25 protein-coding genes are annotated in these 22064 nt (G+C 65.5%); 14 read left to right on the top strand and 11 right to left on the bottom strand.

Annotation, left to right across the window (positions count from 1 at the left end; genetic code table 11):
* Window positions 1-20 precede the first annotated feature (20 nt).
* Window positions 21-632, top strand: coding sequence for an NADPH-dependent FMN reductase (locus NGM06_RS16815; RefSeq protein WP_254268067.1), 612 nt, complete (start codon window positions 21-23; stop codon window positions 630-632).
* Between the two features lie 6 nt (window positions 633-638).
* Entirely contained in the window at window positions 639-1535 is an 897-nt protein-coding gene (locus tag NGM06_RS16810) for an SDR family oxidoreductase (protein WP_254268066.1), read from the top strand.
* On the opposite strand, the gene NGM06_RS16805 is transcribed toward NGM06_RS16810, so the two are convergent.
* The 3 genes from NGM06_RS16805 to larB form a co-directional block, all read right to left on the bottom strand.
* Window positions 1532-1801 (bottom strand): GIY-YIG nuclease family protein, encoded by a 270-nt coding sequence (locus NGM06_RS16805; RefSeq protein ID WP_254268065.1) that lies wholly within the window; start codon window positions 1799-1801, stop codon window positions 1532-1534. The two genes, NGM06_RS16810 and NGM06_RS16805, sit on opposite strands and share 4 nt — an antisense overlap.
* Before the next feature lie 57 nt (window positions 1802-1858).
* Window positions 1859-2014: a DUF7563 family protein gene (locus NGM06_RS24475; RefSeq protein WP_438267628.1), complete on the bottom strand. Its 156-nt coding sequence runs from the start codon at window positions 2012-2014 to the stop codon at window positions 1859-1861.
* A 194-nt stretch (window positions 2015-2208) separates the two neighbouring features.
* Window positions 2209-2991: a nickel pincer cofactor biosynthesis protein LarB gene (gene larB, locus NGM06_RS16800; protein WP_254268064.1), complete on the bottom strand. Its 783-nt coding sequence runs from the start codon at window positions 2989-2991 to the stop codon at window positions 2209-2211.
* A 180-nt stretch (window positions 2992-3171) separates the two neighbouring features.
* On the opposite strand from larB, the gene NGM06_RS16795 reads away from it, so the two are divergent.
* Window positions 3172-3339 (top strand): DUF1931 family protein, encoded by a 168-nt coding sequence (locus NGM06_RS16795; RefSeq protein WP_163519698.1) that lies wholly within the window; start codon window positions 3172-3174, stop codon window positions 3337-3339.
* 172 nt (window positions 3340-3511) lie between these two features.
* Here the strand turns inward: NGM06_RS16795 and rpiA are convergent, their stop codons facing one another.
* A complete protein-coding gene (gene rpiA / locus NGM06_RS16790; protein ID WP_254268063.1) occupies window positions 3512-4198 on the bottom strand; it encodes a ribose-5-phosphate isomerase RpiA in 687 nt (228 codons plus the stop codon).
* 161 nt (window positions 4199-4359) lie between these two features.
* On the opposite strand from rpiA, the gene NGM06_RS16785 reads away from it, so the two are divergent.
* Both NGM06_RS16785 and NGM06_RS16780 read left to right on the top strand, forming a co-directional pair.
* Window positions 4360-5151, top strand: coding sequence for an ABC transporter ATP-binding protein (locus tag NGM06_RS16785; RefSeq protein WP_254268062.1), 792 nt, complete (start codon window positions 4360-4362; stop codon window positions 5149-5151).
* On the top strand, window positions 5151-6398 hold the full coding sequence (locus NGM06_RS16780) for an ABC transporter permease (protein WP_254268061.1): 1248 nt from the start codon (window positions 5151-5153) through the stop codon (window positions 6396-6398). Before NGM06_RS16785 ends, NGM06_RS16780 begins: the two co-directional genes overlap by 1 nt.
* Before the next feature lie 442 nt (window positions 6399-6840).
* Here the strand turns inward: NGM06_RS16780 and NGM06_RS16775 are convergent, their stop codons facing one another.
* Window positions 6841-7143 carry an amphi-Trp domain-containing protein gene (locus NGM06_RS16775; protein WP_254268060.1) on the bottom strand — a complete coding sequence of 101 codons (303 nt, stop codon included), beginning with the start codon at window positions 7141-7143 and terminating at the stop codon, window positions 6841-6843.
* A gap of 168 nt (window positions 7144-7311) precedes the next feature.
* On the opposite strand from NGM06_RS16775, the gene NGM06_RS16770 reads away from it, so the two are divergent.
* Window positions 7312-7620 carry an ArsR/SmtB family transcription factor gene (locus NGM06_RS16770; RefSeq protein WP_254268059.1) on the top strand — a complete coding sequence of 103 codons (309 nt, stop codon included), beginning with the start codon at window positions 7312-7314 and terminating at the stop codon, window positions 7618-7620.
* 290 nt (window positions 7621-7910) lie between these two features.
* Entirely contained in the window at window positions 7911-9182 is a 1272-nt protein-coding gene (locus NGM06_RS16765) for a hypothetical protein (RefSeq protein WP_254268058.1), read from the top strand.
* Window positions 9183-9262: 80 nt separating this feature from the next.
* Here NGM06_RS16765 and NGM06_RS16760 read toward each other — a convergent pair whose 3' ends face one another.
* The 3 genes from NGM06_RS16760 to NGM06_RS16750 all read right to left on the bottom strand — a co-directional run bounded on the left by NGM06_RS16760 (window position 9263) and on the right by NGM06_RS16750 (window position 13391).
* Entirely contained in the window at window positions 9263-10396 is a 1134-nt protein-coding gene (locus tag NGM06_RS16760) for an ORC1-type DNA replication protein (RefSeq protein ID WP_254268057.1), read from the bottom strand.
* Between the two features lie 215 nt (window positions 10397-10611).
* Window positions 10612-12723, bottom strand: coding sequence for a helix-hairpin-helix domain-containing protein (locus tag NGM06_RS16755; RefSeq protein ID WP_254268056.1), 2112 nt, complete (start codon window positions 12721-12723; stop codon window positions 10612-10614).
* Window positions 12724-12803: 80 nt separating this feature from the next.
* Entirely contained in the window at window positions 12804-13391 is a 588-nt protein-coding gene (locus NGM06_RS16750) for a hypothetical protein (RefSeq protein WP_254268055.1), read from the bottom strand.
* 162 nt (window positions 13392-13553) lie between these two features.
* Between NGM06_RS16750 and larE the strand changes: the two genes are divergently transcribed.
* Window positions 13554-14453 carry an ATP-dependent sacrificial sulfur transferase LarE gene (larE, locus tag NGM06_RS16745; RefSeq protein ID WP_254268054.1) on the top strand — a complete coding sequence of 300 codons (900 nt, stop codon included), beginning with the start codon at window positions 13554-13556 and terminating at the stop codon, window positions 14451-14453.
* Window positions 14454-14692: 239 nt separating this feature from the next.
* Here the strand turns inward: larE and tatC are convergent, their stop codons facing one another.
* Window positions 14693-15529 (bottom strand): twin-arginine translocase subunit TatC, encoded by an 837-nt coding sequence (gene tatC, locus NGM06_RS16740; protein WP_254268053.1) that lies wholly within the window; start codon window positions 15527-15529, stop codon window positions 14693-14695.
* 93 nt (window positions 15530-15622) lie between these two features.
* On the opposite strand from tatC, the gene NGM06_RS16735 reads away from it, so the two are divergent.
* Window positions 15623-17890: a twin-arginine translocase subunit TatC gene (locus tag NGM06_RS16735; RefSeq protein WP_254268052.1), complete on the top strand. Its 2268-nt coding sequence runs from the start codon at window positions 15623-15625 to the stop codon at window positions 17888-17890.
* Window positions 17891-17902: 12 nt separating this feature from the next.
* Here the strand turns inward: NGM06_RS16735 and NGM06_RS16730 are convergent, their stop codons facing one another.
* Window positions 17903-18820, bottom strand: a complete 918-nt coding sequence (locus tag NGM06_RS16730) for a hypothetical protein (protein ID WP_254268051.1) — start codon at window positions 18818-18820, stop codon at window positions 17903-17905.
* A 113-nt stretch (window positions 18821-18933) separates the two neighbouring features.
* On the opposite strand from NGM06_RS16730, the gene NGM06_RS16725 reads away from it, so the two are divergent.
* From NGM06_RS16725 to NGM06_RS16705, 5 genes are all read left to right on the top strand, one after another.
* Window positions 18934-19107, top strand: a complete 174-nt coding sequence (locus NGM06_RS16725) for a ribbon-helix-helix domain-containing protein (protein WP_163519684.1) — start codon at window positions 18934-18936, stop codon at window positions 19105-19107.
* Window positions 19100-19879, top strand: coding sequence for a queuosine precursor transporter (locus NGM06_RS16720; RefSeq protein WP_254268050.1), 780 nt, complete (start codon window positions 19100-19102; stop codon window positions 19877-19879). The genes NGM06_RS16725 and NGM06_RS16720 overlap by 8 nt, the downstream gene beginning before the upstream one ends.
* Before the next feature lie 91 nt (window positions 19880-19970).
* Complete coding sequence (locus NGM06_RS16715) at window positions 19971-20735, top strand: DUF7537 family lipoprotein (RefSeq protein WP_254268049.1); 765 nt, start codon at window positions 19971-19973, stop codon at window positions 20733-20735.
* Between the two features lie 65 nt (window positions 20736-20800).
* Window positions 20801-21007 (top strand): DUF8132 family protein, encoded by a 207-nt coding sequence (locus tag NGM06_RS16710; RefSeq protein ID WP_163519681.1) that lies wholly within the window; start codon window positions 20801-20803, stop codon window positions 21005-21007.
* 30 nt (window positions 21008-21037) lie between these two features.
* Window positions 21038-21247 carry a hypothetical protein gene (locus tag NGM06_RS16705; protein WP_254268048.1) on the top strand — a complete coding sequence of 70 codons (210 nt, stop codon included), beginning with the start codon at window positions 21038-21040 and terminating at the stop codon, window positions 21245-21247.
* Between the two features lie 28 nt (window positions 21248-21275).
* On the opposite strand, the gene NGM06_RS16700 is transcribed toward NGM06_RS16705, so the two are convergent.
* Window positions 21276-22034 carry a 23S rRNA (uridine(2552)-2'-O)-methyltransferase gene (locus NGM06_RS16700; RefSeq protein WP_254268047.1) on the bottom strand — a complete coding sequence of 253 codons (759 nt, stop codon included), beginning with the start codon at window positions 22032-22034 and terminating at the stop codon, window positions 21276-21278.
* Window positions 22035-22064 lie beyond the last annotated feature (30 nt).

Below are 22064 nucleotides of genomic sequence, written 5' to 3'. Positions count from 1 at the left end.
GGCACCTAGCACCGAGCAAGATGGACGCAAACCCCGTCGTCGTCGCACTCTCCGGGAGCATGCGCGACGGAAGTTACACTCGCGTGGCGCTGAAGCACGTCCTCGACGCGGCCGAGGAGCGCGGTGCCGAGACCGAACTCCTCGACGTGCGCGAGTACGACCTCCCCGTCTTCGACCCCGACGAGGACGAACCGCCCGCGGCGACCGAACTCAAGCGCAAGATTCGGGAGGCCGACACGGTCATCCTCGGGAGTCCAGTCTACCACGGGTCGTACTCGTCGGCCTTCCGGAACGTCCACGACTACTGCGGGTTCGACGAGTACGAGGACACCACGGTCGGCCTGCTGGCGACCGCCGGAGGCGGGTCGTTCGCCAGCACTCTCGACCACATGCGCATCACCGCCCGCGGGGTCCACGCGTGGGTCCTGCCCCATCAGGTCGGCATCCGGAACGCCCGCGACAAGATAGAGGACGGCGAGATAATCGACGAGGACATCGCGGACCGCGTCCGGAAACTGGGCCAACAGGCCGTCGAGTACGCCTTCATCCATCCGGACGTGACCGCGCCGGACGCCGGAGTGGACGAGGAGCAGGCCGACGCCGAGCAGGCCGAAGCGGACGCCGACGACTGACTCACTGTGGACCGAGTCGTCCTCCTGACCGGCGCGACTAGCGGTATCGGCCGCGAGGCCGCCCGAAAGCTGGCCGAGCGCGGTGCGACCGTGCTGTTCACGGGACGGGACCGCGAGGCCGGTGCGGACGTGCTGTCGGCGGTCAGGGCGGCCGCCCCCGAGAGCGGCGGCGAGTTCTACCCGGTCGATTTCGCCGACTTCGACGCGGTCCGGGAACTGGCCCGGACGGTCAGGACGGAGTACGACCGCCTCGACGCGCTGGTGAACAACGCGGGGACCTCCCGGAGCGAGCGCCGGACGACCGAGGACGGCGTCGAACTCACGTTCGCGGTCAACCACCTCGCGCCGTTCCTGCTCACGAACCTGCTCGCGCCGCGATTGCGCGCGAGCGCACCCGCGAGAGTCGTCACTACGTCGAGCGCGCTCCACGAGAACGGGTCGCTATCGGACCTCGACGCCGTCGTCCGCGGCGAGGAGTTCGACGCGCTCGACGCCTACGCCGACTCGAAACTGGCGAACGTCCTGTTCACCCGCGAGTTGGCCGACAGACTGGCCGGAACCGGCGTCACCGCGAACTGCGTCCACCCCGGTTGGATTCCCGGTACTCGACTCGTCCGGAATGCGACGGGGTTCTCGCGACTGTTCACGAGTGCGGCGTCGCTGGTTGCCAGCGTCGCACCGGTCGGTCCCTTCGAGAGCGTCTCGGGGGCCGCCGACGCGCTCGTCTCCCTCGCGACGAGCGACGAAGTTGCCGACGTGTCCGGCGCGTACTTCGACCGGCGCGAGCGGGCGTCGCCCGCCGCGGCGGTGAACGACGAGGAACTCCGGACCCGACTCTGGCGTCGGAGCGCAGAACTGGTCGGTCTCCCGGCGTCGGTGCCCGAGGGCGACCCCCTGCGTTAGCCGCTGGATTCGCACTCGTCGTCGCGCTCGACTACCCGTTCTTTCTCCGCCCGCGACAACTGCTTGATGGCGTACTCGCGGGACATGGCCTCGGATTTCGTGTCGAACCGCTCTCGATGGACGAGTTCGACCGGGGTGCGTCCGCGGGTGTACTTCGCGCCCTCGCCGCGGTCGTGTTCGCGGACGCGGCGCTCCACGTCGGTGGTGTAGCCCGTGTAAAAACTGCCGTCGTCGCACTCGATAACGTAGACCCAGTGGACTGACACGCCTTACAGGCTTCGCGTGGTGGTTCTTATCCTTTCGGTTCCCGCCCGTTCGGCGGGCTATGCTCGAGCCTCTCTGGCGCGTTGGCGCGCGACTTCCGCGATTCCGGCGTTCGCCGAACACGAAACGCAGGCGTGGACTCGACCGTCCTCGTCGGCGAACACTCGTTCGAATCGTTCGGAGACGTGCGCGCCGCAGTGGTCACACTTTGGCATTGGGTTTCAACTGGCAGGGTCACTGCCAGTATCCAAATCTTTGTCCTACAACACCAAAAATGCTTCCCGAACGTGAGCGTGTTTTCCGAAAACGCAAAGAACGTTTGTGGTAATTGAACATCAATCCTGACAGCGCAAGTGGAAAAGGCCGGTCGAAGTCGCCGGTATCGCCCGGCGAAAGAGTGTCTTCGTGGCTACTCAAGTCGAGACTCGTCGCCGACCGCGGCGTCGATGGCGCGAGCGACGAGTCCCGCCTGCGCGCCCGCGACGAACCCCGCATCGACGTTCACCACAGACAGCACCGAGCAGGACTGGAGCATCCCCAACAGCGCGGCCTCGCCGTCGCCGCCGTACCCGTACCCGGTCGAGACAGGCAGGCCGATTACCGGCGTGTTCACCAGTCCCGCCACCACGGTCGGAAGCGCGCCCTCGCGGCCCGCGGCGACCACCAGCACGTCCGCACCCCGGAGACGGTCGAGCTGGTCCACGATGCGGGTCAGCGCCGCGACGCCCACGTCGTCGGTCCGTTCGACGGTCGCGCCCATCTCCTCGGCGAGCACCGCGGCCTCGCCCGCCGGAATCGCGTCGCTCGTCCCCGCCGTGACGACGCCGACGGTCGCGTCGAGGTCCGGCGGTTCGAAGTCCGCGGCGTGGGCGACGACGACGTTCGCCCGGTCGTGGACCGTCACCTCGGCGTCCGGGTGGTCGTCGGCCAACTGTTCGCGGACGGCGCGTCGTTGGTCGTCGTCGGTCCGTGTGAGAATCGCTCGGCCGGTGGTCTCGACCGCCGTCTCGGCGAGAGCGGCCGCCTCCTCCGGCGTCTTTCCGTCGCCGAGAATCGCCTCGGGGACGCCTCTCCGGGTCTCTCGGGCCGCGTCGAACCGTCCGGCGTCGCCGGTCGCGTACCCCGCCAATCGTGCCTCGGCCTCCGACGGACTCACCTCACCGGCGGCGACCGCTTCGAGCAGATCACGCATGTCCAACTCTCGGTACTCTACGTACTCCTATCCACCGACCTGCCGGAACGCCGCCACACAACTCCCTAGTATTTATTCCTTTTGGCATTCCTGATAGATGACCGGGAAATGACCGACATAGGCCCGTTCGCCCGCGAATTTGAGAAGCTTTATTAGGGGTGGCAGGAAAGAAAGGGTCGTATGGCAGACCTCATCGTCAAAGCCGCTGTCAAGGACGCACTGAACGACAAGAACGTGGCGTCGGACTTCTACGATGCCCTCGACGAGCGCGTCGAAGAACTCCTCGACGAGGCTGCCCGCCGCGCCGAGGCCAACGACCGAAAGACGGTCCAGCCCCGCGACCTTTAAATCGGCAATCACTTCGTTTCTTTTCGGCGTAGACTCCCCGTAGCCGATAGCTCGTCGCTCGGAACTGGCGTTCGGGAACGTCTTCGAGAGGCGTCGGTCCGAGAGCTATCGCTTCGAGAGACGAGAACGGGAGGCTACACTCAGGAGACCGCGGGATACCGACCGGAGACCGTCAGAACCGCCGGACTTCGACGCCGTCGTCGCTCCCGACGTGGACCTCGTCTGCCATGCCGACGAACAGACCGTGTTCGACCGCGCCGGGCAATTCGGCGAGTTCGGACGCGAGGACGCCGGGCGAGGGGATGGCACCGAAGTCGCAGTCCAGCACGAGGTTGCCGTTGTCGGTCACGACCGGGCCGTCCTTGCGTTCGGCGGTCCGGAGCGTCGGTGTCCCGCCCAGCGCGCGCACGTCCGCGGCCACGGTCGTTCTGGCGTCGGGCAGTACCTCGACCGGAATCGGGTGGTCGAGTTCGTCGGCGAACTTGCTCGGGTCGGCGACCACGAGCAGGCGGTCGGCGGCCGCGTCCACGATTTTCTCGCGGGCGTGGGCCGCGCCGCCGCCCTTCACCAGATGCGGCCCGGAGAACTGGTCGGCACCGTCGATGGCGAGGTGGACCTCGTCGGCCTCGTCGAGCGTCGTCAGCGGGATCGCGGCCTCTTTGGCCAACTCCCGCGACTGGAACGAGGTCGGAATCCCGCGCACGTCGAGACCGCTATCGACCCTCCGGCCGATGGCGCGAATCGCGTGGGCCGCGGTCGAACCGGTACCGAGACCGACGACCATCCCGTCTTCGACCGTCTCGGCCGCGCTCTCGCCCGCGGCGCGTTTCTCCGCCTCGCTTCCGCCGGTCGTCTTCATGCCCGCATCTGGGCGGCCCGCGGTGAAAAGTCTGGTCGAACGAGTGCAGCGGGGTCCGGCCCGGCGAGCGACCCGCCGACCGTTCGAACGAGTGCAACGGGACGTTTCCGCCCGGGACGGACGCTAGTGTTTTGGCAATCCCTCCCGTGATTCGAAAGACAATGGCTGCCAGCGACTCGGATACCGAGTCCGACGCCGGGACCGAGCAGGGGGAGGGCGAGGAGGCACACGGCGACGCCGCGGCGGAGGCCGTGGCGCTCCGCGACGTCAGGAAGACCTACTACCTCGGCGAACCCGTCCACGCGCTCGACGGGGTAGACCTCTCCATCTCGAAGGGGGCGTACACGGCGGTGATGGGACCGAGCGGGTCCGGCAAGAGTACGCTGCTCAATCTCATCGGCTGTCTCGACACGCCGACCGAAGGTGAGGTGTGGGTCAACGGCCGCGAGGTGTCGGCCATCTCCCAGCGCAAGCGCACGCGGGTCCGCGGCGAGGAGGTCGGCTTCGTCTTCCAGACGTTCAACCTCATGCCGAAACTGACCGCGGCCGAGAACGTCGCGCTCCCGCTGGTGTTTCAGGGGGTCGACAAGAGCGAGCGCATCGACCGGGCCGAGGACCTGCTCGCGCAGGTCGGACTCGGCGACCGGGGCGACCACCGGCCGAACGAACTCTCGGGCGGCCAGCGCCAGCGCGTGGCCATCGCTCGCGCGCTGGCGGCCGACCCGGCCATCATCCTCGCCGACGAACCGACCGGGAACCTCGACCAAGAGACCGGCGAACAGATAATGGGCCTGTTCCAGCAGTTGCACGACGAGGGCAACACCATCCTGATGGTGACTCACGAGCGACCCATCGCGGAACACGCCGACCGCGTGATTCACGTCCTCGACGGCACGGTCGAGCGGATAGAGGAGATAGAGTCGCCCCGTCGCGTCGAGACCGACCGTCCCTGATGGAGTTCGCAGAGAGCCTGCGCCTCAGTTGGCGGTCCATCCGGAGTCACAAGCTTCGCTCGACGCTGACGGCGCTGGGCGTCATCATCGGCGTCGCTGCGGTCATCACCTTCGTCACCCTCGGGAGCAGCCTGCAGGCGGACGTCCTCGGGCAGGTCGGGGCCGACCGCACGCCGAACGTCTACGTCTGGGCCGGACCCGAGGGCGAGAACGGCGGGCCGGGCGCGGGCGCGCAACCGGTGTTCACGACCCACGACCTCGACCGACTTCGCAACCTGTCGGGCGTCGAGTCGGTCGTCCCGCGGGGGGTGGTACCCACCGCGGCCGTCTCGGCGGGCGGCGAGACGGTGGCCCAGCGACAGGTCGTCGCCACTTCGCCGAGCCACTTCGACTCGGACAACTTCGCGGCGGGCCGGGCGTTCCGCGAGGGCCAGCGCGAGGTCGTGATAAACCGGCAGGCCGCCCAGTTGTTCGACCCGGCGCTCTCGGTCGGTCAGAACGTCACGTTCCGGCTCGCCTCCGGAGAGTCGATAGACGCGGAGGTCGTCGGCCTCCTCAACGCGTCGGCGTCCGGCGGGGCCTTCGAGGGCCTCGGCGGCGGGTCCGAACCGCTGGTGTTCGTGCCGACCGACCCCTTCTACCGGACGACCATCGAGAGTCCGACCACCGGCGAGAGTCAGCGGGTCTACCCCACCGTGACGGTCGTCGCCGAGGACTTCGCGGCCGTGCCCGAGACCAAGGCGGCGGTGCGGGCGTACCTCACGAATCGCTCGGATGCGGCAAGACTCGTGCCCGAGAGCTACGCCTTCTCGGTGGAGACCGACCAAGACCTCGTGGACCAACTCAAGGAACTGATAACCACCCTCACCAACTTCGTGACCGGCATCGCGGTCATCTCGCTCGTCGTGGGGTCCATCGGCATCGCCAACATCATGCTGGTGAGCGTGACCGAGCGCACCAAGGAGATAGGCATCATGAAGGCGGTCGGGGCGCAGAACCGCGACGTCCTCCAGTTGTTCCTGCTGGAGGCGGTCCTGCTCGGCCTGTTCGGGTCGCTGCTTGGCATCCCGGTGGGAGTCGCGGGGGCCTACGCCGCCGGGGAGTACATCGGCCTGAGCCTCGTCCTGCCCTACGAGTGGTTCGCCATCGCCGTGGCCGTGGGCGTCCTCGTGGGCGTCGTCGCGGGCCTCTACCCGGCGTGGAACGCGGCCAAGACCGACCCCATCGACGCGCTCCGGTACGAGTGAGGCGATGCGCGGGGTCGGCGGCGTTCGCTTTCGGGACTTCACGCCTTCTGCTTCAGTTCTCGCCGCCTCGATTCGGAATCCATGCTTTCACCTCGGCGCACGCTGGCGTCTGCGCGAGCGAAGCGAGCGCAGGCTCGTGGGAGCGTGCCTCCCACGGCGCGACCACGAGGGTCGCGCCGATGCGTGCGAGAGATGACTGAGCGACTGCAAGGAGCGAAGAAAGAGGCTGGGGAGGCGTGAGGCCGGTGGTTGCGGTGCTGGGGCGGTGCGGGGACTCCTTTGTTCAAGTAGTCGCTAGCTCTGCTACCACGGGGCTTCGTCCGCAGTGGCGTAATTCATCCGCCGCGAGGCAGTAGCTCGCGGAGTTCGGGACGTAGCTATCACGTTCGACACACTCGGACTACCCCGGAACTCGACGAAGCCGTCAAAACGTCCCGGGCCGTCACTCCACGCTCAGTTCGTCGCCGCCGCGCGGTTCCGTGAACTCGAACTCGACCTCCAACTCGGCCTCGCGGCCGCCGGAGAACTCGACCTCGATTTCGACCGGTTCGCGGTACTCGAACGGAATCTCCCACTCCTGCGAGGAGAGCGTGAGTCGAGTGTCGTTCTCGACCTGATCGGCCAGTTCCCGGAGAAACGAGGCGGTGGCCTCCCGCGAGAGGTGGATTTCGCGCTCGAAGAAGCCGTCGGTCACGGTGGTTCGCTGTCGGTCTCTGTCGTCGGGCAAGTTGACCCGGTCCCCCATGTCGTCGGTGTTCGGCCCGACGCGTCTAATATCGCCCGGCCCGCGCGACGCGCGGACCGCACGCTCGCCGACCGGCGCGACCTGCGAGTCCGAACCGCCGCGAGTCGCGACGAGACGACCCGCGAACGCCCGTTCATTTTTTGTGCGGGAGGTCGTACGCGACCCACCGTGTCGCTCATTGATTTGCTCGGGAGCAAAGCGCGAATCGAGATACTCCGGGAACTCTCGCGCGAACCGCAGTACGTCTCCCAACTCGCGGAGTCGGTCGGCATGGACGGCAAGACGGCGGTCCACCACCTCTCGAAGATGGAAGCGGCCGGACTCGTCGCCCACTACGAGCGCGGGAACCGGAAGTACTACTACCTCGCCAAGACGGTCGAACTCCGGGTCGCGCCGCCGCCCGAGCGCACCTTCGTCCTCCAGACCGACGAGTGCCGCGACGACCCGACCGAAATCGAGTCGGCGACCGACGACTGACGACGGGGGACGACCGCGACGCGCTGTCGGTCAACGTCGGATTTGCCGCCGCGCACTCCGTCGGTGAGCGACGCACTCGCCGTCCTCGACCGAGTAACGATTACCCTAACGACCGACGCTGGACCGTAACAGCCTGTTATCGACCGAATGCGACACCGCGGCCGAGAACTGCCGCGACTCGGCGCAGTCCGGAGTCACGCGGATTATCGACGCGGAAAACGCGGCTTATCCCGCCGAACGGTTCAAACGGTATCTCTGATTTATCCCAGATACCGCGGTAACTGTTCGGCGTGAGAGACATGAAACGGCGTCAGTTCGGGGCGGCACTCGCGACCGCGGCGTTCTCGCTCGGCGGGGTCGTCAAGACGACGAGAAGCGCATCGGCACAGGAGACCGAACCGCTACAGATAGAAGACGTAACCGTAAGCTTCGGCGGCGTCACGTCCTCGGTCGGCAGCGCGACCTTCTCGTTCGAGGACGGGACCATGCAGTTCCAAGTCAGCGACTGGACGATGGAGGGCGCGGACAAGTCGCTGTCGATAGCGCAGGCCAGCGTGTCCGCCGCCGACGTGTCGGCCGAGACCTACGCCACGATTCGCGGGGCGATGGTCGAGTCGTTCAGCGGGCGGTCGCTGTCGCCGCTCCTGTCCACGCTCGCGGAGGTGGACGTCAATCCGGACGCCTCGGTAGAGGTGGTCGTCGAGTCGGTGGAGACGGACGGCCAACTGGTCGCCGACCAGATTGCCGCCACCGGGACGGTCGGTTCGGTCGTTCCCGAAGGAACGCGCGCGCTCCTCCGTGACGGCGCGACGCTGGAGGAAGTCGCCGCGCTCGGCACCGCGGAGTGGAGCGAACTGACCGTCCAGCGCGGCAGTACCGAGTTCACCGCCACCGACGTGGTGATGGAACGGCAGGGGACGGGAGTCGCCATCTCCGCTCCGAGCGGGAGCGCGAGCGCCTCCGGCCGGACGTTCGAGTTCAGCGACATGAGCCTCGACCTCATGCCGCCGGAGACGATACCCGCGGCCCACGTCGAGTTCGCCTCGCAGGTCCGGCAGTTGGCCGCCGACGGGAACCTGTCGTCGTCCGCGGTCAGTTCGGCCGCCGAGGACGCGGGCGTCACCGCCGAGAACACGAGCGAGGCGGTCCGGAACGCTCGCTTCGAACTGTCGTTCGCCGACGTGACGGAGGGCGGCGAGACGGTCGTCTCGGACTTCCAGACCAGCGGGACGCTGGCCGAGTTACTGCAAGTCCTTCGCCAGCGGACGGATTCCGAAACCGGCGACGGAACGGAGGACCAACAACTACCGATGGAGGCCGTCGTCACGAACCCGGGCACCGACGAACCGGCGAACTACACGTTCAGGGTGACCGGCGACCTGCGGAACCTCGAACCGGACGAAGACGCCAGTGCAGCGACCGAGGAGATCACCGACCTCGGTGAGGAGGGGACTCGCGTGGAAGGCACGGTGGGGACCGGAGACGACAGGTTCGCGTTCTCCGGCGAACTCGTCGAAGAGGACGTTCCCGACTCGATTCAGATAGAAGTCAGCGAGCGGTAGTTCGGACGCTTGGGGTCTGTCCTCTTTTTCGCGCTCGTAGTCGGTCCGTCAGTAGACGAAAACGTCGCACCCGTCGGTGGCTAACTCCCTTCGAGTCGGTTCAGCACGGCCTCGGGTTCGTAGCGCAGGGAGAGTTGCCGGGAGCGTCCGCGACCCTCGACGTTGGTGTAGGTCGCGTCGATGATGTCGAGTTGGTCGAGTTTGTTGATGATTTCGGAGTAGCGCGTGTAGCCCAGTCCGGTCTGCTCGTGGAACTCGTCGTAGACGTCGCCAGCGCGCTCGCCGTCGTTCTCGGCGATGACTTCGAGCAGTTCGATTTCGCTGTCCGAGAGCGCCCGGAGACTGTGGCTGAGGTGGACGTACTTGGACTTCTCGTAGGCCTGTTCGACGTCCTCGGTGTTGACGGTCCGACTCGCGCGCATCTCGGCGTTGAGACCGGCCCGTCGGAGCAGGTCGATGCCGACCCGGAGGTCGCCGCTCTCGGCGGTGAGTTCGGCCACCTCGTCGAGAACGTCGGTCGAGATGACGCCCTCGTGGAAGCCGCGGTCCACGCGCCCCTGGAGGATGTCGGCTATCTCCTCGCGGTCGTAGACCGGGAAGTACACCTCCTCGGGTCGGAAGACGCTCTGGACCCGGCCGTCCAAGTCCTCGATGACGTCGAGGTTCAGGTCCGAGGAGACGACGATGACGCCGATTTTCGCGCCGGAGTGGGCCTCGTGAGCGCGCAGCAGCGAGTAGAGCGTGTCGGAGGCCTCGCCCTCGTAGAAGAGGTAGTTCACGTCGTCGAGCGCGACCACCAGCACCTCGTCCTCCTCGACCAGTTTCTCCGTAATCTGGCGGAAGAGTTTCTTGAACGAGATGCCGGAGGACGGCGGTTCGTACTCGAAGATACCCTCGAAGATTCGCGAGAACACCGAGTAGCGCGTCGAATCGACCTGACAGTTGACGCGAACGGTCCGAACGTCGGTCTGGGCACCCAACTCGCCGAACACCTTCTGGACCGCCGTCGTCTTGCCGGTGCCGGGCGGGCCGCGGGCGATGACGTTCAGCGGGCGGGAGCCACGGGCGGCAGGGCGGAGCGCGTACTTCAGGCTCCGCATCTCGCTCTCGCGGTGGGCGAACGTCTCGGGAACGTAGTCGATTTCGAATACGTGTTCGTCCCGGAACACGGATTCGTCCCACGAGAGCATCCCCTCCTCGGGGTCGTCTGCCATCACTTTCACCTCGCTGTCCCAGCTACTTAACCTTTCGGCAGCCAAAAACGTTACGCGGAAGAAAGGTCCTTCACGGCGGCTAAGCGGTCCTTAGCGACCGGGAGACGAGCCACGGGGTAGCGATTGTCAGCGTCCGAACTTGTACGGTGAACCGGCGGGTCTTCGTCGCTCTGTTACGTAGTTCTCGCGACCCACCGGGAAGGCGTGAACCGGAACTAGAACTTCTCCAGCAGTCGGTCGTAGAACTCCTCGCTGCTGTCGCCGTCTCGCGGGTCGCTGCGCCCCCCGCTCGACCCGTTCGAGGCGGTTCCCGCCCCGCCCGCCAACTTCTCGACGATGAGTTCCGGCGTCGAGCGCGCGAGGTGGTTCTTGACTGGCGAGCGATTCACGACGAGTTCGCCGTCCTCCAGTCCCTGCGCCTCGATGCCGTCGACCGGCACGTCGTAGTCTGCCATCTCCCGGATCTCGGCCGCGAGGTGGGAGACGAACACGCCGGTCACGTCCCGGCCCCTGAGTTCCTCCAAGATGCCCGCGATAATCTTGGCGCTCGCGCCGGGTTCGGTGATGCTCTCCAGTTCGTCCACGAGGACGAGGCGATTCCCACCGGCGTCGGCGTCCTCCGAGGAAGTTCGCGTCCCGCCGGTCGCCAGTCCCGCGAACTCCCGGAGGGTCGCCTCGAACGCCCCGGCGTCGAGGGTGCCCTGCGTCTTGGCGTGGTAGTGGAGTTCACCGAACCGCTGGATTCGGACCGACTCGGCGGGCACGGGCAGGCCCATGTGAGCCAGAATCGTGACCAGCGCCACGAGGTCCAGCGTCGAGGTCTTCCCGCCGCTGTTGACCCCGGAGAGCAGTGCCACGCCCGACACGTCGTAATCGACCGGTTCAACCGCCTCGAACGCCACGTCGAGCAGGGGCGAGCGCCCGCCCGAGATGTCGAACCCGGACGCGCCGCGAGACGAGGAACCGCGGGTCGAATCCCCGGATTCGGACGGTTCCGGGACGAATTCGGGCATCACGCAGTCGAAGTCCGCGGCGAATCGCGCGATAGCCAGTTCCACGTCCAGTTCCAGCGCGGTCCGAACCAGTCGCTCGGCGTCGTCGCGGCGGTCCGCGAGGTCGGCGGCGAGTTCGCGTTTCCGGCGGGCCGCCCGCCGGTCTTTCGCTGCCTGCAGGTCCTCGCGCAGGCGGGTGACGACCTCCTCGTCGCGCTCGACCGGGAACGTCGGTTCCTCGGGGAACGCCCGGCGGGCCACCTCGGCCTCGCCGGAGTCCAGTTCCAGCGACTCTATCAGTTCCTCGCGTGCCTGCGCGACGGCCTCGGCGTGTTCGTCGCTCAACTCGCGCGACAGCAGCGAATCGACGCCCGCGCCCTGTTCGACCAGCGAGAGCAGGTCCGACCCCTCGACGGTCACGTCCTGTTCCTCGATGGCGGTCCGAAGCGCGTCGTTGGCCACGCTCTCGGCCGTCGAGACGGCGGCGTCGAGGTCGTCGATGGCACGGGTGAGTCGGTCCAACTCGTCGTCGCCGACCACGGTCCCCTCCGAGTTCACGCGTTCGAGCGCCGACTCCAGCGCGTCCAAGTCGAGCGGCGGGTCGATGCCCGCGACCCGGTGGACCCGCGCGGCGGCCTGCAGGCACTCGCGGTTCGACGCGTAGAAGGCCAGCACGCGCTCGGGGACGACCTCGGCGGGTCGCTCCAGCGCGTCCGGTTCGACCCGCACGTCGCCGTCCACTGCCACGCCAGCGAACGCCTCGTCGAGCGCGATGACGGTCGAGTAGCCCCGCGCGAGGTCCGCGAGGTCGCGGGCGTCCTCGACCACCTCGACGGTCAACTCCGGAATCGCTCGCTGGGCCTCGCTGTACCGCTCGGCGTCGGCGGTCGCCAGACACCGGTCGCGGACCGTCACGTCGCGGGGTTCCGCGAGCGGTTCCACGTCGGCGAGCGCGTCCAGCACCTCGGGGTCCGGGTCGCGCTCGACCGCGCGTTCGGCGAACTCTTGGACCTCTTGGATGCGGGACTCGACTCCGCTGGGATAGAGTGTTTCGAGGCGCTTGTCGCCGTAACTCGTGACGGTCCGGTCTTTCAGCAGACCGAGCGCGTCGCGGTAGAGTTCCTTGGCTCGGTCGGTCGCCAGAAAGCCGCCGGGGTCGCCGTGGCGTTCCCGGATGGCTCCTCGCGCGATAGCCGCCGCTCGGCCCTCGGTGATGCCGGGCGCGCTCGCGAGTTCGGCGACGTCGCCCGTCCGAAGCGCACGTTCAGGGTCGTCTAACTCCGATAGCGCCGTCGCGGTCTTCGACCCGACGCCCGGTATCGCCTCCAACTCCATTCGGCGTGGAGTACCGACCCCGTGCTTAAAAATATTCGCGGAGAGTCGTCAGTCGAGCAGTCACACTCGACTCCGGACGCTCAGCAGGAACAGCACCCGTCCTTCGACCACTCGCCGCAGCGGTATCCGTCGCCGTAGTTGCAACACTGGCGCTCCAGATAGACGCACCCGCTACCGCTGCAGGCGTAGTTCGTGCAGTCGTGTTCGTAGTAGCAACTCCGGACGGTCACGTCGTCGCTTCCCGCCGGTGATTCGACGGTGTACGTCTCGTCGTCGGTCCTGACGGTGGCGTAGGCGCGACCGGTCTGTGGACGCGCGGCCACTTCGACCGTCGCGTCGGGAAGCGACGTCTCCGTCGTCAGATGAGTGACGGCCCTGCCGCCCTGGGAGAACGGTTCGACCGAGACGTCCTCGAAATCGAGTTCGGTGACGGCGCCACGGTCGAGGACGTCTCGGTCGGCGAGTTCGGACAGCACGGAACGGGCGTGCTCGGAGACGGCCCACCGAACTCGGGTCGGCGACCCGTACGCGGCGCGGGCGCGTTCCAGTTCCCGGGTCGGGACCTCGCGGGCGCTCGCGCTCCCGGTCGCGCCGAGCGCGAGACCCGTCGCACCGATACTCCTGAGCAGTCGTCGTCGGGTCCTACCGCTTTCGTTATCCGAGGACATACATCAGTTAGTATCTATCTCTAGTAGATAAATCTAGGCAGCTAGTCGAAATAATAGAGTTCGATAGATTCGCGAGTCGAGCGCCGAGCGACTCCGAGGAGTAACTGCGGTTCGTCGCCGCGTTCAACGCGCTTTTCTCCCTCAGACCCGAACCATCGGGACATGGCTTCAGTAGCGGAGAAAGCGCAGGCGGTCCGTGAGGACCTCGCCGAGCGCGAGGGAGTGCTCGTCGCGTTCTCGGGCGGAGTGGACTCGTCGGTCGTCGCAGCGCTGGCCCACGACGCGCTCGGCGACGACGCCGTGGTCTGCACCGCCAAGAGCGAGACCCTGCCGGAGGCGGAACTGGACGACGCCAAGCGAGTCGCCGACGAGATCGGCGTCCGTCACGAAATCGTGGAGTTCTCGGAGTTGGACGACCCCGACTTCGTGACCAACGACGACGACCGGTGTTACCACTGCCGGACGATGCGCCTCGGCAAGATGTTCGAGGCCGCCGAGGACCTCGGTATTCCGGTCGTCTGCGACGGGACCAACGCGAGCGACGCCGACGGTGGCCACCGACCGGGGTTGCAAGCCGTCGAGGAACTCGACGCTTACTCGCCGCTGTTGGCCCACGACATTGACAAGGAGGAGGTCAGGGAACTGGCCGACACCTACGACCTGTCGGTGGCCGACAAGCCCTCGATGGCCTGCCTCTCCTCGCGGATTCCCACGGGCCTCGAAGTGACCGAACAGAGACTCTCGCGGGTCGAGCAGGCCGAGACGCTCCTCCGCCAGTGGGGATTCTCGCAGTTCCGCGTCCGGGACCACGACGGACTCGCCCGCATCGAGGTCGGCGAGGACGAACTCGAAGCGGCGCTGAACCCCGACTTCGTGGCGGCCGCTCGCGAACGACTGACCGAACTCGGCTTCGACCACGTGACCCTCGACCTCCACGGCTATCAGACCGGCAGCGTCAGTCCCGACGAAGACGAGACTGTCGGAGACGGTGACGGGGCGGTCGACGATGACGAACCTGTCGTCGAGGACGTGTTCGCGTCGGAGTATCCGACCGCCGAGTAACTGACAGACTGATTTTCGCGGCGCTCACGAAGACGGTTCAGAAATGGCATGGGCGTTCGCACCCAGGGTGGCAGTTTGCTGGCACGCGAACTGCGGTGTATAGCTGCTGGCACGCGAGCTAAGTGGCAGGCGCGAACGCTACTACCTCGTAGGTAGCGCAGGCCCTTAGTTATACGCCGATTACGCCGACGGAAACGGGACGTTGGAACGTAGGAATCGCCGGAGGTCCGGAGAAACGGTCAGCGGTCCGTCCACTTGAGGAGGAACAGCGTCCCCTCGAACAGGGTAATCATCGTCAGCGTGACGAGGATGGGAGCCATCCCGGTCGGGTCGGGCGTGAACAGGAACGAGATACCGAGGAACGCGCCCCAGAACAGGAGTCGCCGGTCGGCGAGCCATCGCCGGGTCGTGAGACCCATCATGATGGCGAGCATGATGAACAGCGGAATCTGGAACACGACCGCCAGATACCCCATCAGCATCAGGATGAGGTTAAACGTCTTGGTGAGACCGAACGCCAACTCCGCGGCCCCTTCGGTGTACGAGATGAAGTACGTGAACACCGCGGGGAGGACGAGGAAGAACGCGAAACTTACGCCGACGACGGCCAACACGAGACTCGTCGGGACGGCCGCGAGGTAGTACCGGCGCTCGTGCGGATACAGGCCCGGCCGCATGAAGAGATACGTTTGGTAGACGAACACCGGCAGCGCGACGATGACACCGGCGAGACTGGCGACCTTCAGTTCGGTCAGGACCAGTGCCAAGGGGTGGTAGAGACGCGGGCGCGCCTGCTCGCCGAGTTGGTCGAACGGGATGATGTTGTACCAGAGGAAGTTGATGACTTGCTCGGAGAACGGAAGCGCGACGGCGGTGACCAGTCCCGCGACGGCGATGACGACCGCCAGCCGTTTTATCATCTCCTCGATGTGGTCGGCCAGCGGCATCTCCTCGTCTTCCAACGGCTCGTCCGGCGTCGGTGCCGGCTCGTTCAGCGTTTCGGTCTCTCGCGGTGCGGTTCCGGTGTCCTCCGCGGGCGAGAGATTGCTGGCCGTCGCCTCCGATTCGTCAGCCATTCAGTCGGTCTAAGCAGTCCTGTCATTATAGGCTTTCTTCTCTTGGAAGGACGAGAAGATTGATAACTAAGACACGGCTACCCCTTTCAAAGGATGTCTGGGACCGGAAGTAGCATCGTCGATGAGGACACCGCCCGTACCGTCAACAGCGGTCGTGAGACCGTCGGTGCGATGCTCTCGACGGCACAGGACCACCTCCAGAAGGTATTCATCGTCTTCCTCGTCGGCTTCGTCGCCTCTTTCTACGCGCTTCGCTCCGTCGGGTGGCCGTTCCTCAAGAGCGTCACCAAGGCCCAGATGCCGCCATCGCTGGCCGAATCGGTCACCATCATCGCCGTAACGCCGTTCGACGTCATCCTGTTACAGGCGAAAATCGGGGCCGTCGCTGGCATCATCATCGCGCTGCCGGTCTTACTCTACTACTCTCGGGACTCGCTCCGCAAGCAGTCGTGGTATCCGGGCGCGCCCATCGCCCGGTGGAAGATTGCCCTGCTCGTTCTGCTCGCGCTCGGTCTGTTCCTCGGCGGGATGCTGTACGGCTACGGCGTGTTCTTCCCGCTGATGTTCAAGTTCCTCGCCAACAACGCTATCACCGCGGGCTTCGAGACGCGCTACTCCATCGTGAAGTGGACAGAGTTCATCGCGTTCCTCTCGCTGTCGTTCGGATTGGCCGCGGAACTCCCGCTGGCGATGAGCGGACTGGGGTACACCGGCATCGTCCCCTACGAGACGTTCCGCGACAAGTGGCGCTACGCCATCATGGGCATCTTCGTGTTCGGGGCCGTCGCCTCGCCGCCCGACCCGTTCACCCAGATTATGTGGGCGACGCCGCTCATCCTGCTGTACGGGTTCAGTCTCTACCTCACGAAAATCGTCGTGACGCTCAAGCGCGGGAGCGAGCGACTCAGCTTCGTCGGGGTGGTTCGGGACAACTGGATTCGGATACTCGGCGTCCCCGCGCTGGCGTTCCTGCTCGTCAGGATGTTCTTCACGCGGGCTGGCGTCGAAACCGTCAACGCCGAACTCCCGGCGAAGTACGCGCTCCCGACCGTCGGCGAGGCACTCGGACTCCCGCGAACCGAGGCGGTCCTCGTCGTGTCCGGGGCCGTCGCGCTCGTCGCGTTCGTCGTCGCGTTCCTCTACTACCTCACGCAGGCGCTCGACGAGGCCGCGAGCGCCGCGCAGGCCGCTGCTGGCGTCGGTGCGCCTGCGGCGGGCGCTCCCTCGAACATCGACCTCGAGAACCTCGACGCCGGTGCGGTCCGGGCCGCACCGCCCGAGGTCTTCGCCGACATGAGCGAAGAAGAGGCCGTCGGCTACGCCCGTCAGGCGATGGACGCCGACGACACCGAGAAGGCCCAAGCCATCCTCGACCGCTACGACGAACTCCACCCGGAGGACGACGAGGAGGGCGAAGCGGACGCCGCCGCAGGGGCCGCGGGGGCCGAGGCGGCGGCCGACGCTGGCGAGGACGGAGAGACCACCGAAGCGACGTTCCCGCGTGAAGAGTCCGAGTCGTCGGGCAACGTCCTCGAGAGCACCGCCGCGGGCATGGCCGACGCGTTCACCGAGGACGAGACCACCGAGGACGACATCGGCGGGTGGTTCTACGACCTTCGGTTCATCTTCGAGAGCCTCACCTCGAAGATGATGTACCTCGTCGCGGTGTTCATGATAGTTCTCGCCGCGGTGTTCATGTTCCTCTACCGGGGCGGCATCGGGGTAATCCGCGAGGACTTCCTCTCGCGGATTCCCGCCGAAGTCCGGCCCGAAACCGGGTCGGGCGAGGAGATACTCAACATCGTGACGCTCCACCCGGTCGAGGCGCTGGTGTTCGAGGTCAAGATATCGACCCTGCTGGCGGCCGTGGCGGTGCTCCCGCTCCTGCTCTACTGGGCGTGGCCCGCGATGAAGGAGCGCGGTCTCGCGTCGGGCAGCCGCAGCGTGTTCGGTCTCTGGACCGGCGTCATCGCGGTGGGACTGGTCGCCGGGAGCGCGCTCGGTTACACCGTCGTCGCGCCGACCATCATCTCGTGGCTGGTCGCCGACGCGGTCCGCGCCGAGATGATAATCTCCTACCGGGTCAACAACTTCTTCTGGCTGGTGTTCTTCACCACGGCCGGAATCGGGCTGTTGGCCGACATCCCCCTGACGATGTGGCTGTTCGAGCGCGGCGGCATCGTCTCGTTCGACGCGATGAGAGACCGCTGGCGCGAGGTCACCATCGCTATCTTCGCGGTCGCGGGACTGGTCACGCCCGACAGCCTCTACACGATGTTCCTCATCGCCATCCCGATTTCGGTGGCGTACCTGATCGGACTCGGCGGTCTGTGGGTCGTGACGGTCGGCGGTCGGCGGTAACAGCGGATACCTCTAGTCGCCTCTTTTGTTTTGATACAGACCCTCTAAGAAGGAGGTACTCCATGCACCGACTCCAATTGCGATACCCGCATCGTGGCTAACAGTTGCTCCTACCGTTGCCCCTACGATAATCGCGATAGCCGTTCTAATGATTATTTTCTGTTCCTCGTTCAGTTCCGCGGAGAGTTCACCTGTATCAGTTACTGCGGCACTCAGTAGAAGTACCGCTTTCCAGACCAACTGTTGCCGCCTGAATCTCGAGTACTTGTACGGGGAAACAGTTCCTTCGTACAGCGATTCGAAGTACGTATTCGGTCCACCCCGGTCCGGGGACATCTCGTCTGTGGAATCTCGATTAGCCTCTATTCCCTTTATAAAGTGACTCATGTAGTGAGGATTATCCGGAGTCCCACGTACAGGATTGATTTCTAGAATCAAATTGTCCGGTAGGGCGTTCCAAAGTGCATCTTGAACAAGTGTCTTTACACCCTTTCCGCCACGTCTTTCGAGGAACATGATGCCTCTTTTTGGATCGTCTTCGGTTATTTGCGTATAAAAGTAGAACGGACGTTCCACAGTCGTCTCTGAGTCCCGTACGACATCAATTCTGGTTTTCTCTTCTAGAGAGAAATGATTGGATTCTACACCGAATTTGCCATAGCGGAGGACGCCTTCAGCAAACCCCTTGCTTGGAGAGACTGCATAATCGGAAACTGTCAAGGTTCGCTCCGCCTCCTCGTTTACGAACGTTTGTTGGTGCCAAAGACGGAGGTTGTCACCGAGGAACTCAACGAAGTTTTCTAACGATTTCGTCCCGCCGGTTGATGGCCACCCTGAAACCGAGGCGAGGTTATGGAGGTCGAGGAACTGATTCGTTTCCCCTTTTTTCCGTAATTTAATCGAATAGGGGACTAACGACGGATTTGCCATAAAACGGAATATGAACCAAACAGTGTTAAATATATCTGAGAATTGCTAAGTTGCCATCAAATGGACAAAAGAAAGCCGAATCATATATTACCTCGATAGCACCATGCGAATACATGAGCAAGATAAGCGTGGAAGTGCCCGACGAACTCCTCGCCGACTTGGACGACCACGTCGGCGACGACGGCAAGTTCGTCAACCGCAGCGAGGCAATCCGGGCGTCCGTCCGGAAGATGCTGGACGTGTTGGACGAGATAGACGAGCGACACGGACGACTCGAAGATGACTAGCGAGGCGCGAAGCGGCTCGGACAGTCGAGCGGGAAGGGACGATCCGCGAGACCCATACCGAGACACCACGCCGATTCCGACCGGTCGCATCGCGCTGGTGGCCCTGTTCGTCACCGCGCTGGTGACCGCTCAACTCACGGCGTCGAAACTGCTCGGATTCTCCATCCCGTTCGAGTTGCCATTCACCGGTGCCATGCTCGTGATGCCCGGCGCGGCGCTGGCGTACGCGCTGACGTTTTTCGCGTCGGACTGCTACTCGGAGCTCTACGGACCCGAAGAGGCCCACAAGATGGTCAACGTCGGCTTCGCGATGAACTTCGTCCTGTTGGCGCTGGTGTACTCGACCATCGCCGCGCCCGCCGCGCCGTTCGGCAGCGTGGACCCCGCGGCGTTCGAGCGCGTCCTCGGTGCGAGCCTCGACATCGTCGTCGCCAGTCTGCTGGCCTACGTCGTGAGCCAACACTGGGACGTTCGCGTCTTCCACAAAGTCCGCGAACTGACCGACGGCGACGACCTCTGGGTCCGGAACGTCGCCTCCACCGCGTCGAGCCAACTGCTCGACACCCTCATCTTCGTCTTCGTCGGGTTCGCCGCGATGCCCGCGCTCCGGGGCGGCGACGCGATGGCGCTGAACGGCCTGCTCGGTCTCGTCGTCGGGCAGTACGTCCTCAAACTCGTCATCGCGGTCGCGGACACGCCGTTCGTCTACGCGACGGTCGGCTTCCTCCGGTCGCGCGAGTCGGCCGTGCCCGCGCCCCGGACCGCCGACTGAACCGACCTTCCTGTCGGAAATCAGAGTACAGCGCCGGGTTTCCGGCTGACACCGACAGTTCTTTCCTGCCGCCATGATACCGACGAGTCACATGCGACGCAAAGCCCTCCAGTTACTCGTACTCGGTTGCCTCGTCGCCCTCGCCGGTTGCTCCGGTGCGCTCTCGGGCGGCGGCGCGGGCGAACAGACTCTCGGCGACGTCTCGTACCCCGCGGGCGTCTCGGAGAACGGAACGAACGTCACGGCGCTCGCGAACGCCCACGAGTCGGCCCTCGAAAACAGGAGTCTCACGCTCGGCATCGATTCGACCGTGAACTCCTCGGCCGGTAATCGGTCGGTCGTGCTGGACGCCGCGGTCGGTTCCGAGCGCGAGAACGTCCTCGTGAACGGCTCCGCGTCGGGTCGGCAGATGTCCGTGTATCTGACGCCGGAGAAACGCTACACGCGCATCGCGACCGGCGACAACAGCGAGGCCGCGTATCAGGCCACCAACCGTAGCCAAGAAGCGATGCGACTCGTTCCGTCGTACTCCGGGTCGGGATACCTCGACCAGTTCGCCGGGATGGCGAACTTCACGCCGACCGGCGTCCGGACGGCCAACGGGACGACGCTCCTCGTGTTGCAGGCGGACGGGAGCAACGCCACCGCGACCGACCGAGCGAACGTCAGCGAGTTCAACGCGACCCTCCTCGTGGACGAACGCGGCGTCGTCCACTCGGTGACCGTCGAGGCGACGAGTTCGCGCAACGGCCGGGAGTTCCGGACGACCTACTCGATGACGATTTCGGACGTGGGCGAGACCACCGTCACCGAGCCAGCGTGGCTCGACGAGGCGCGCAACCAGACCGGTAGCTGACCATTCTCGACATCGGTTTTCGGCCGTAAACGTTTCTTTCGTGGCGTAGAGTGAGCCAGACGGACATGCGAAAATTACTCGGTGGGTTGACTGCCGTCTTCGGTCTCGCCGTGGCCCTGTTCGGCGGGTGGATGCTCGTTCGGGGTCCCTTCCTCGGCGGTGCGGCGCTCGAATCGACGTCGATGCTGGCGGCGCTGACCGCGTTTCTGGTCGGCGTGGTCATCTTCTTCAGAGGGCTAGTGCGGTGGGCAGGGGTCGGAGCGCGACTGTAGGCTTTTCCGCTCGCGCGTCGATGCGCTCGCATGGGAAGCGACGGTCTCATCGAACTCGACCAGTCCTGTTGGTCTGCGCTGGCGAAGTACAATCTCGTCCTCGCGACGGTGTTCGCGGTCCTGCTGTTGGTCGTTCGGGAGTTGAATCCCGCACAAGCGCACTTGTTCCTGTTGATAGAGAACGGCGTACTGGCGCTCCTGTTCGGCGGGATTCAGACGTACTGCTGGATTTCGCGGTAGGAGAAACTCGACCGCCCGACGACGGAACTCAGACCAGTTCGGCGAACCCGAACCGGGGCTTGACTTCGGTGACCGCCACCTCGACCGTCTCGCCCTGCTCGGCCCCGGGGACGAACAGCGTGTACTCCTCGACTTTGGCCACGCCGTCGCCCTCCGACCCCTCGTCCACGATTTCGACCTCGACCACGTCGCCCGCCTCGACGGGCGCGGTCATCCGACCCTTGCCGACGAGGTAGACCTCCGAGGAGGAGTCCCGCGAGGCGTCGGGCCGGAGCGTCCGGACGTACTGGAACTCGGGTTCGAGGTCCGACCGGAAGTCGTCCAAGTCCTGCCCTTCGAACACCTTGACCGCGAAGTCGCCCCCGGAGTCGAGAACGTCCAGCGCCGTCTCGAACGCCTGCCGCGCGAGGTGGACCGACCGGGCGTGGTCCACGCTGTACTCGCCGGTCATGTTCGGGGCCATGTCCGAGAGGACGACGTCCACCGAGTCGCCCGCGATGTCCCGGACCTCCTGCTTCGTGGACTCCTCGGTCATGTCGCCCCGGACCGTCTCGACGCCGTCGATGGGGTCGATGCGCTGGAGGTCCACGCCGATGACGGTGCCCTCCTCGCCGACCTCCTCGGCGGCGACCTGAAGCCACCCGCCGGGGGCCGCCCCGAGGTCCACCACGGTCTTGCCCTCGTGGAGCAGGTTCTCCTCGCGGTCTATCTGCTGGAGTTTGTACGCGGCCCGAGAGCGATAGCCCTCCTGCTTCGATTTGTTGTAGTAGTGGTCTTTGTGACTCATAGATGCGTAACTCGTTCGTTGGCGGTCCTA

This window comes from Halorussus aquaticus (genome assembly GCF_024218795.1).
Taxonomy (GTDB): Archaea; Halobacteriota; Halobacteria; order Halobacteriales; family Haladaptataceae; genus Halorussus; species Halorussus aquaticus.
Note: the sequence above shows the minus strand (reverse complement) of the source record. Positions and strands in the feature narration are given on the sequence as shown.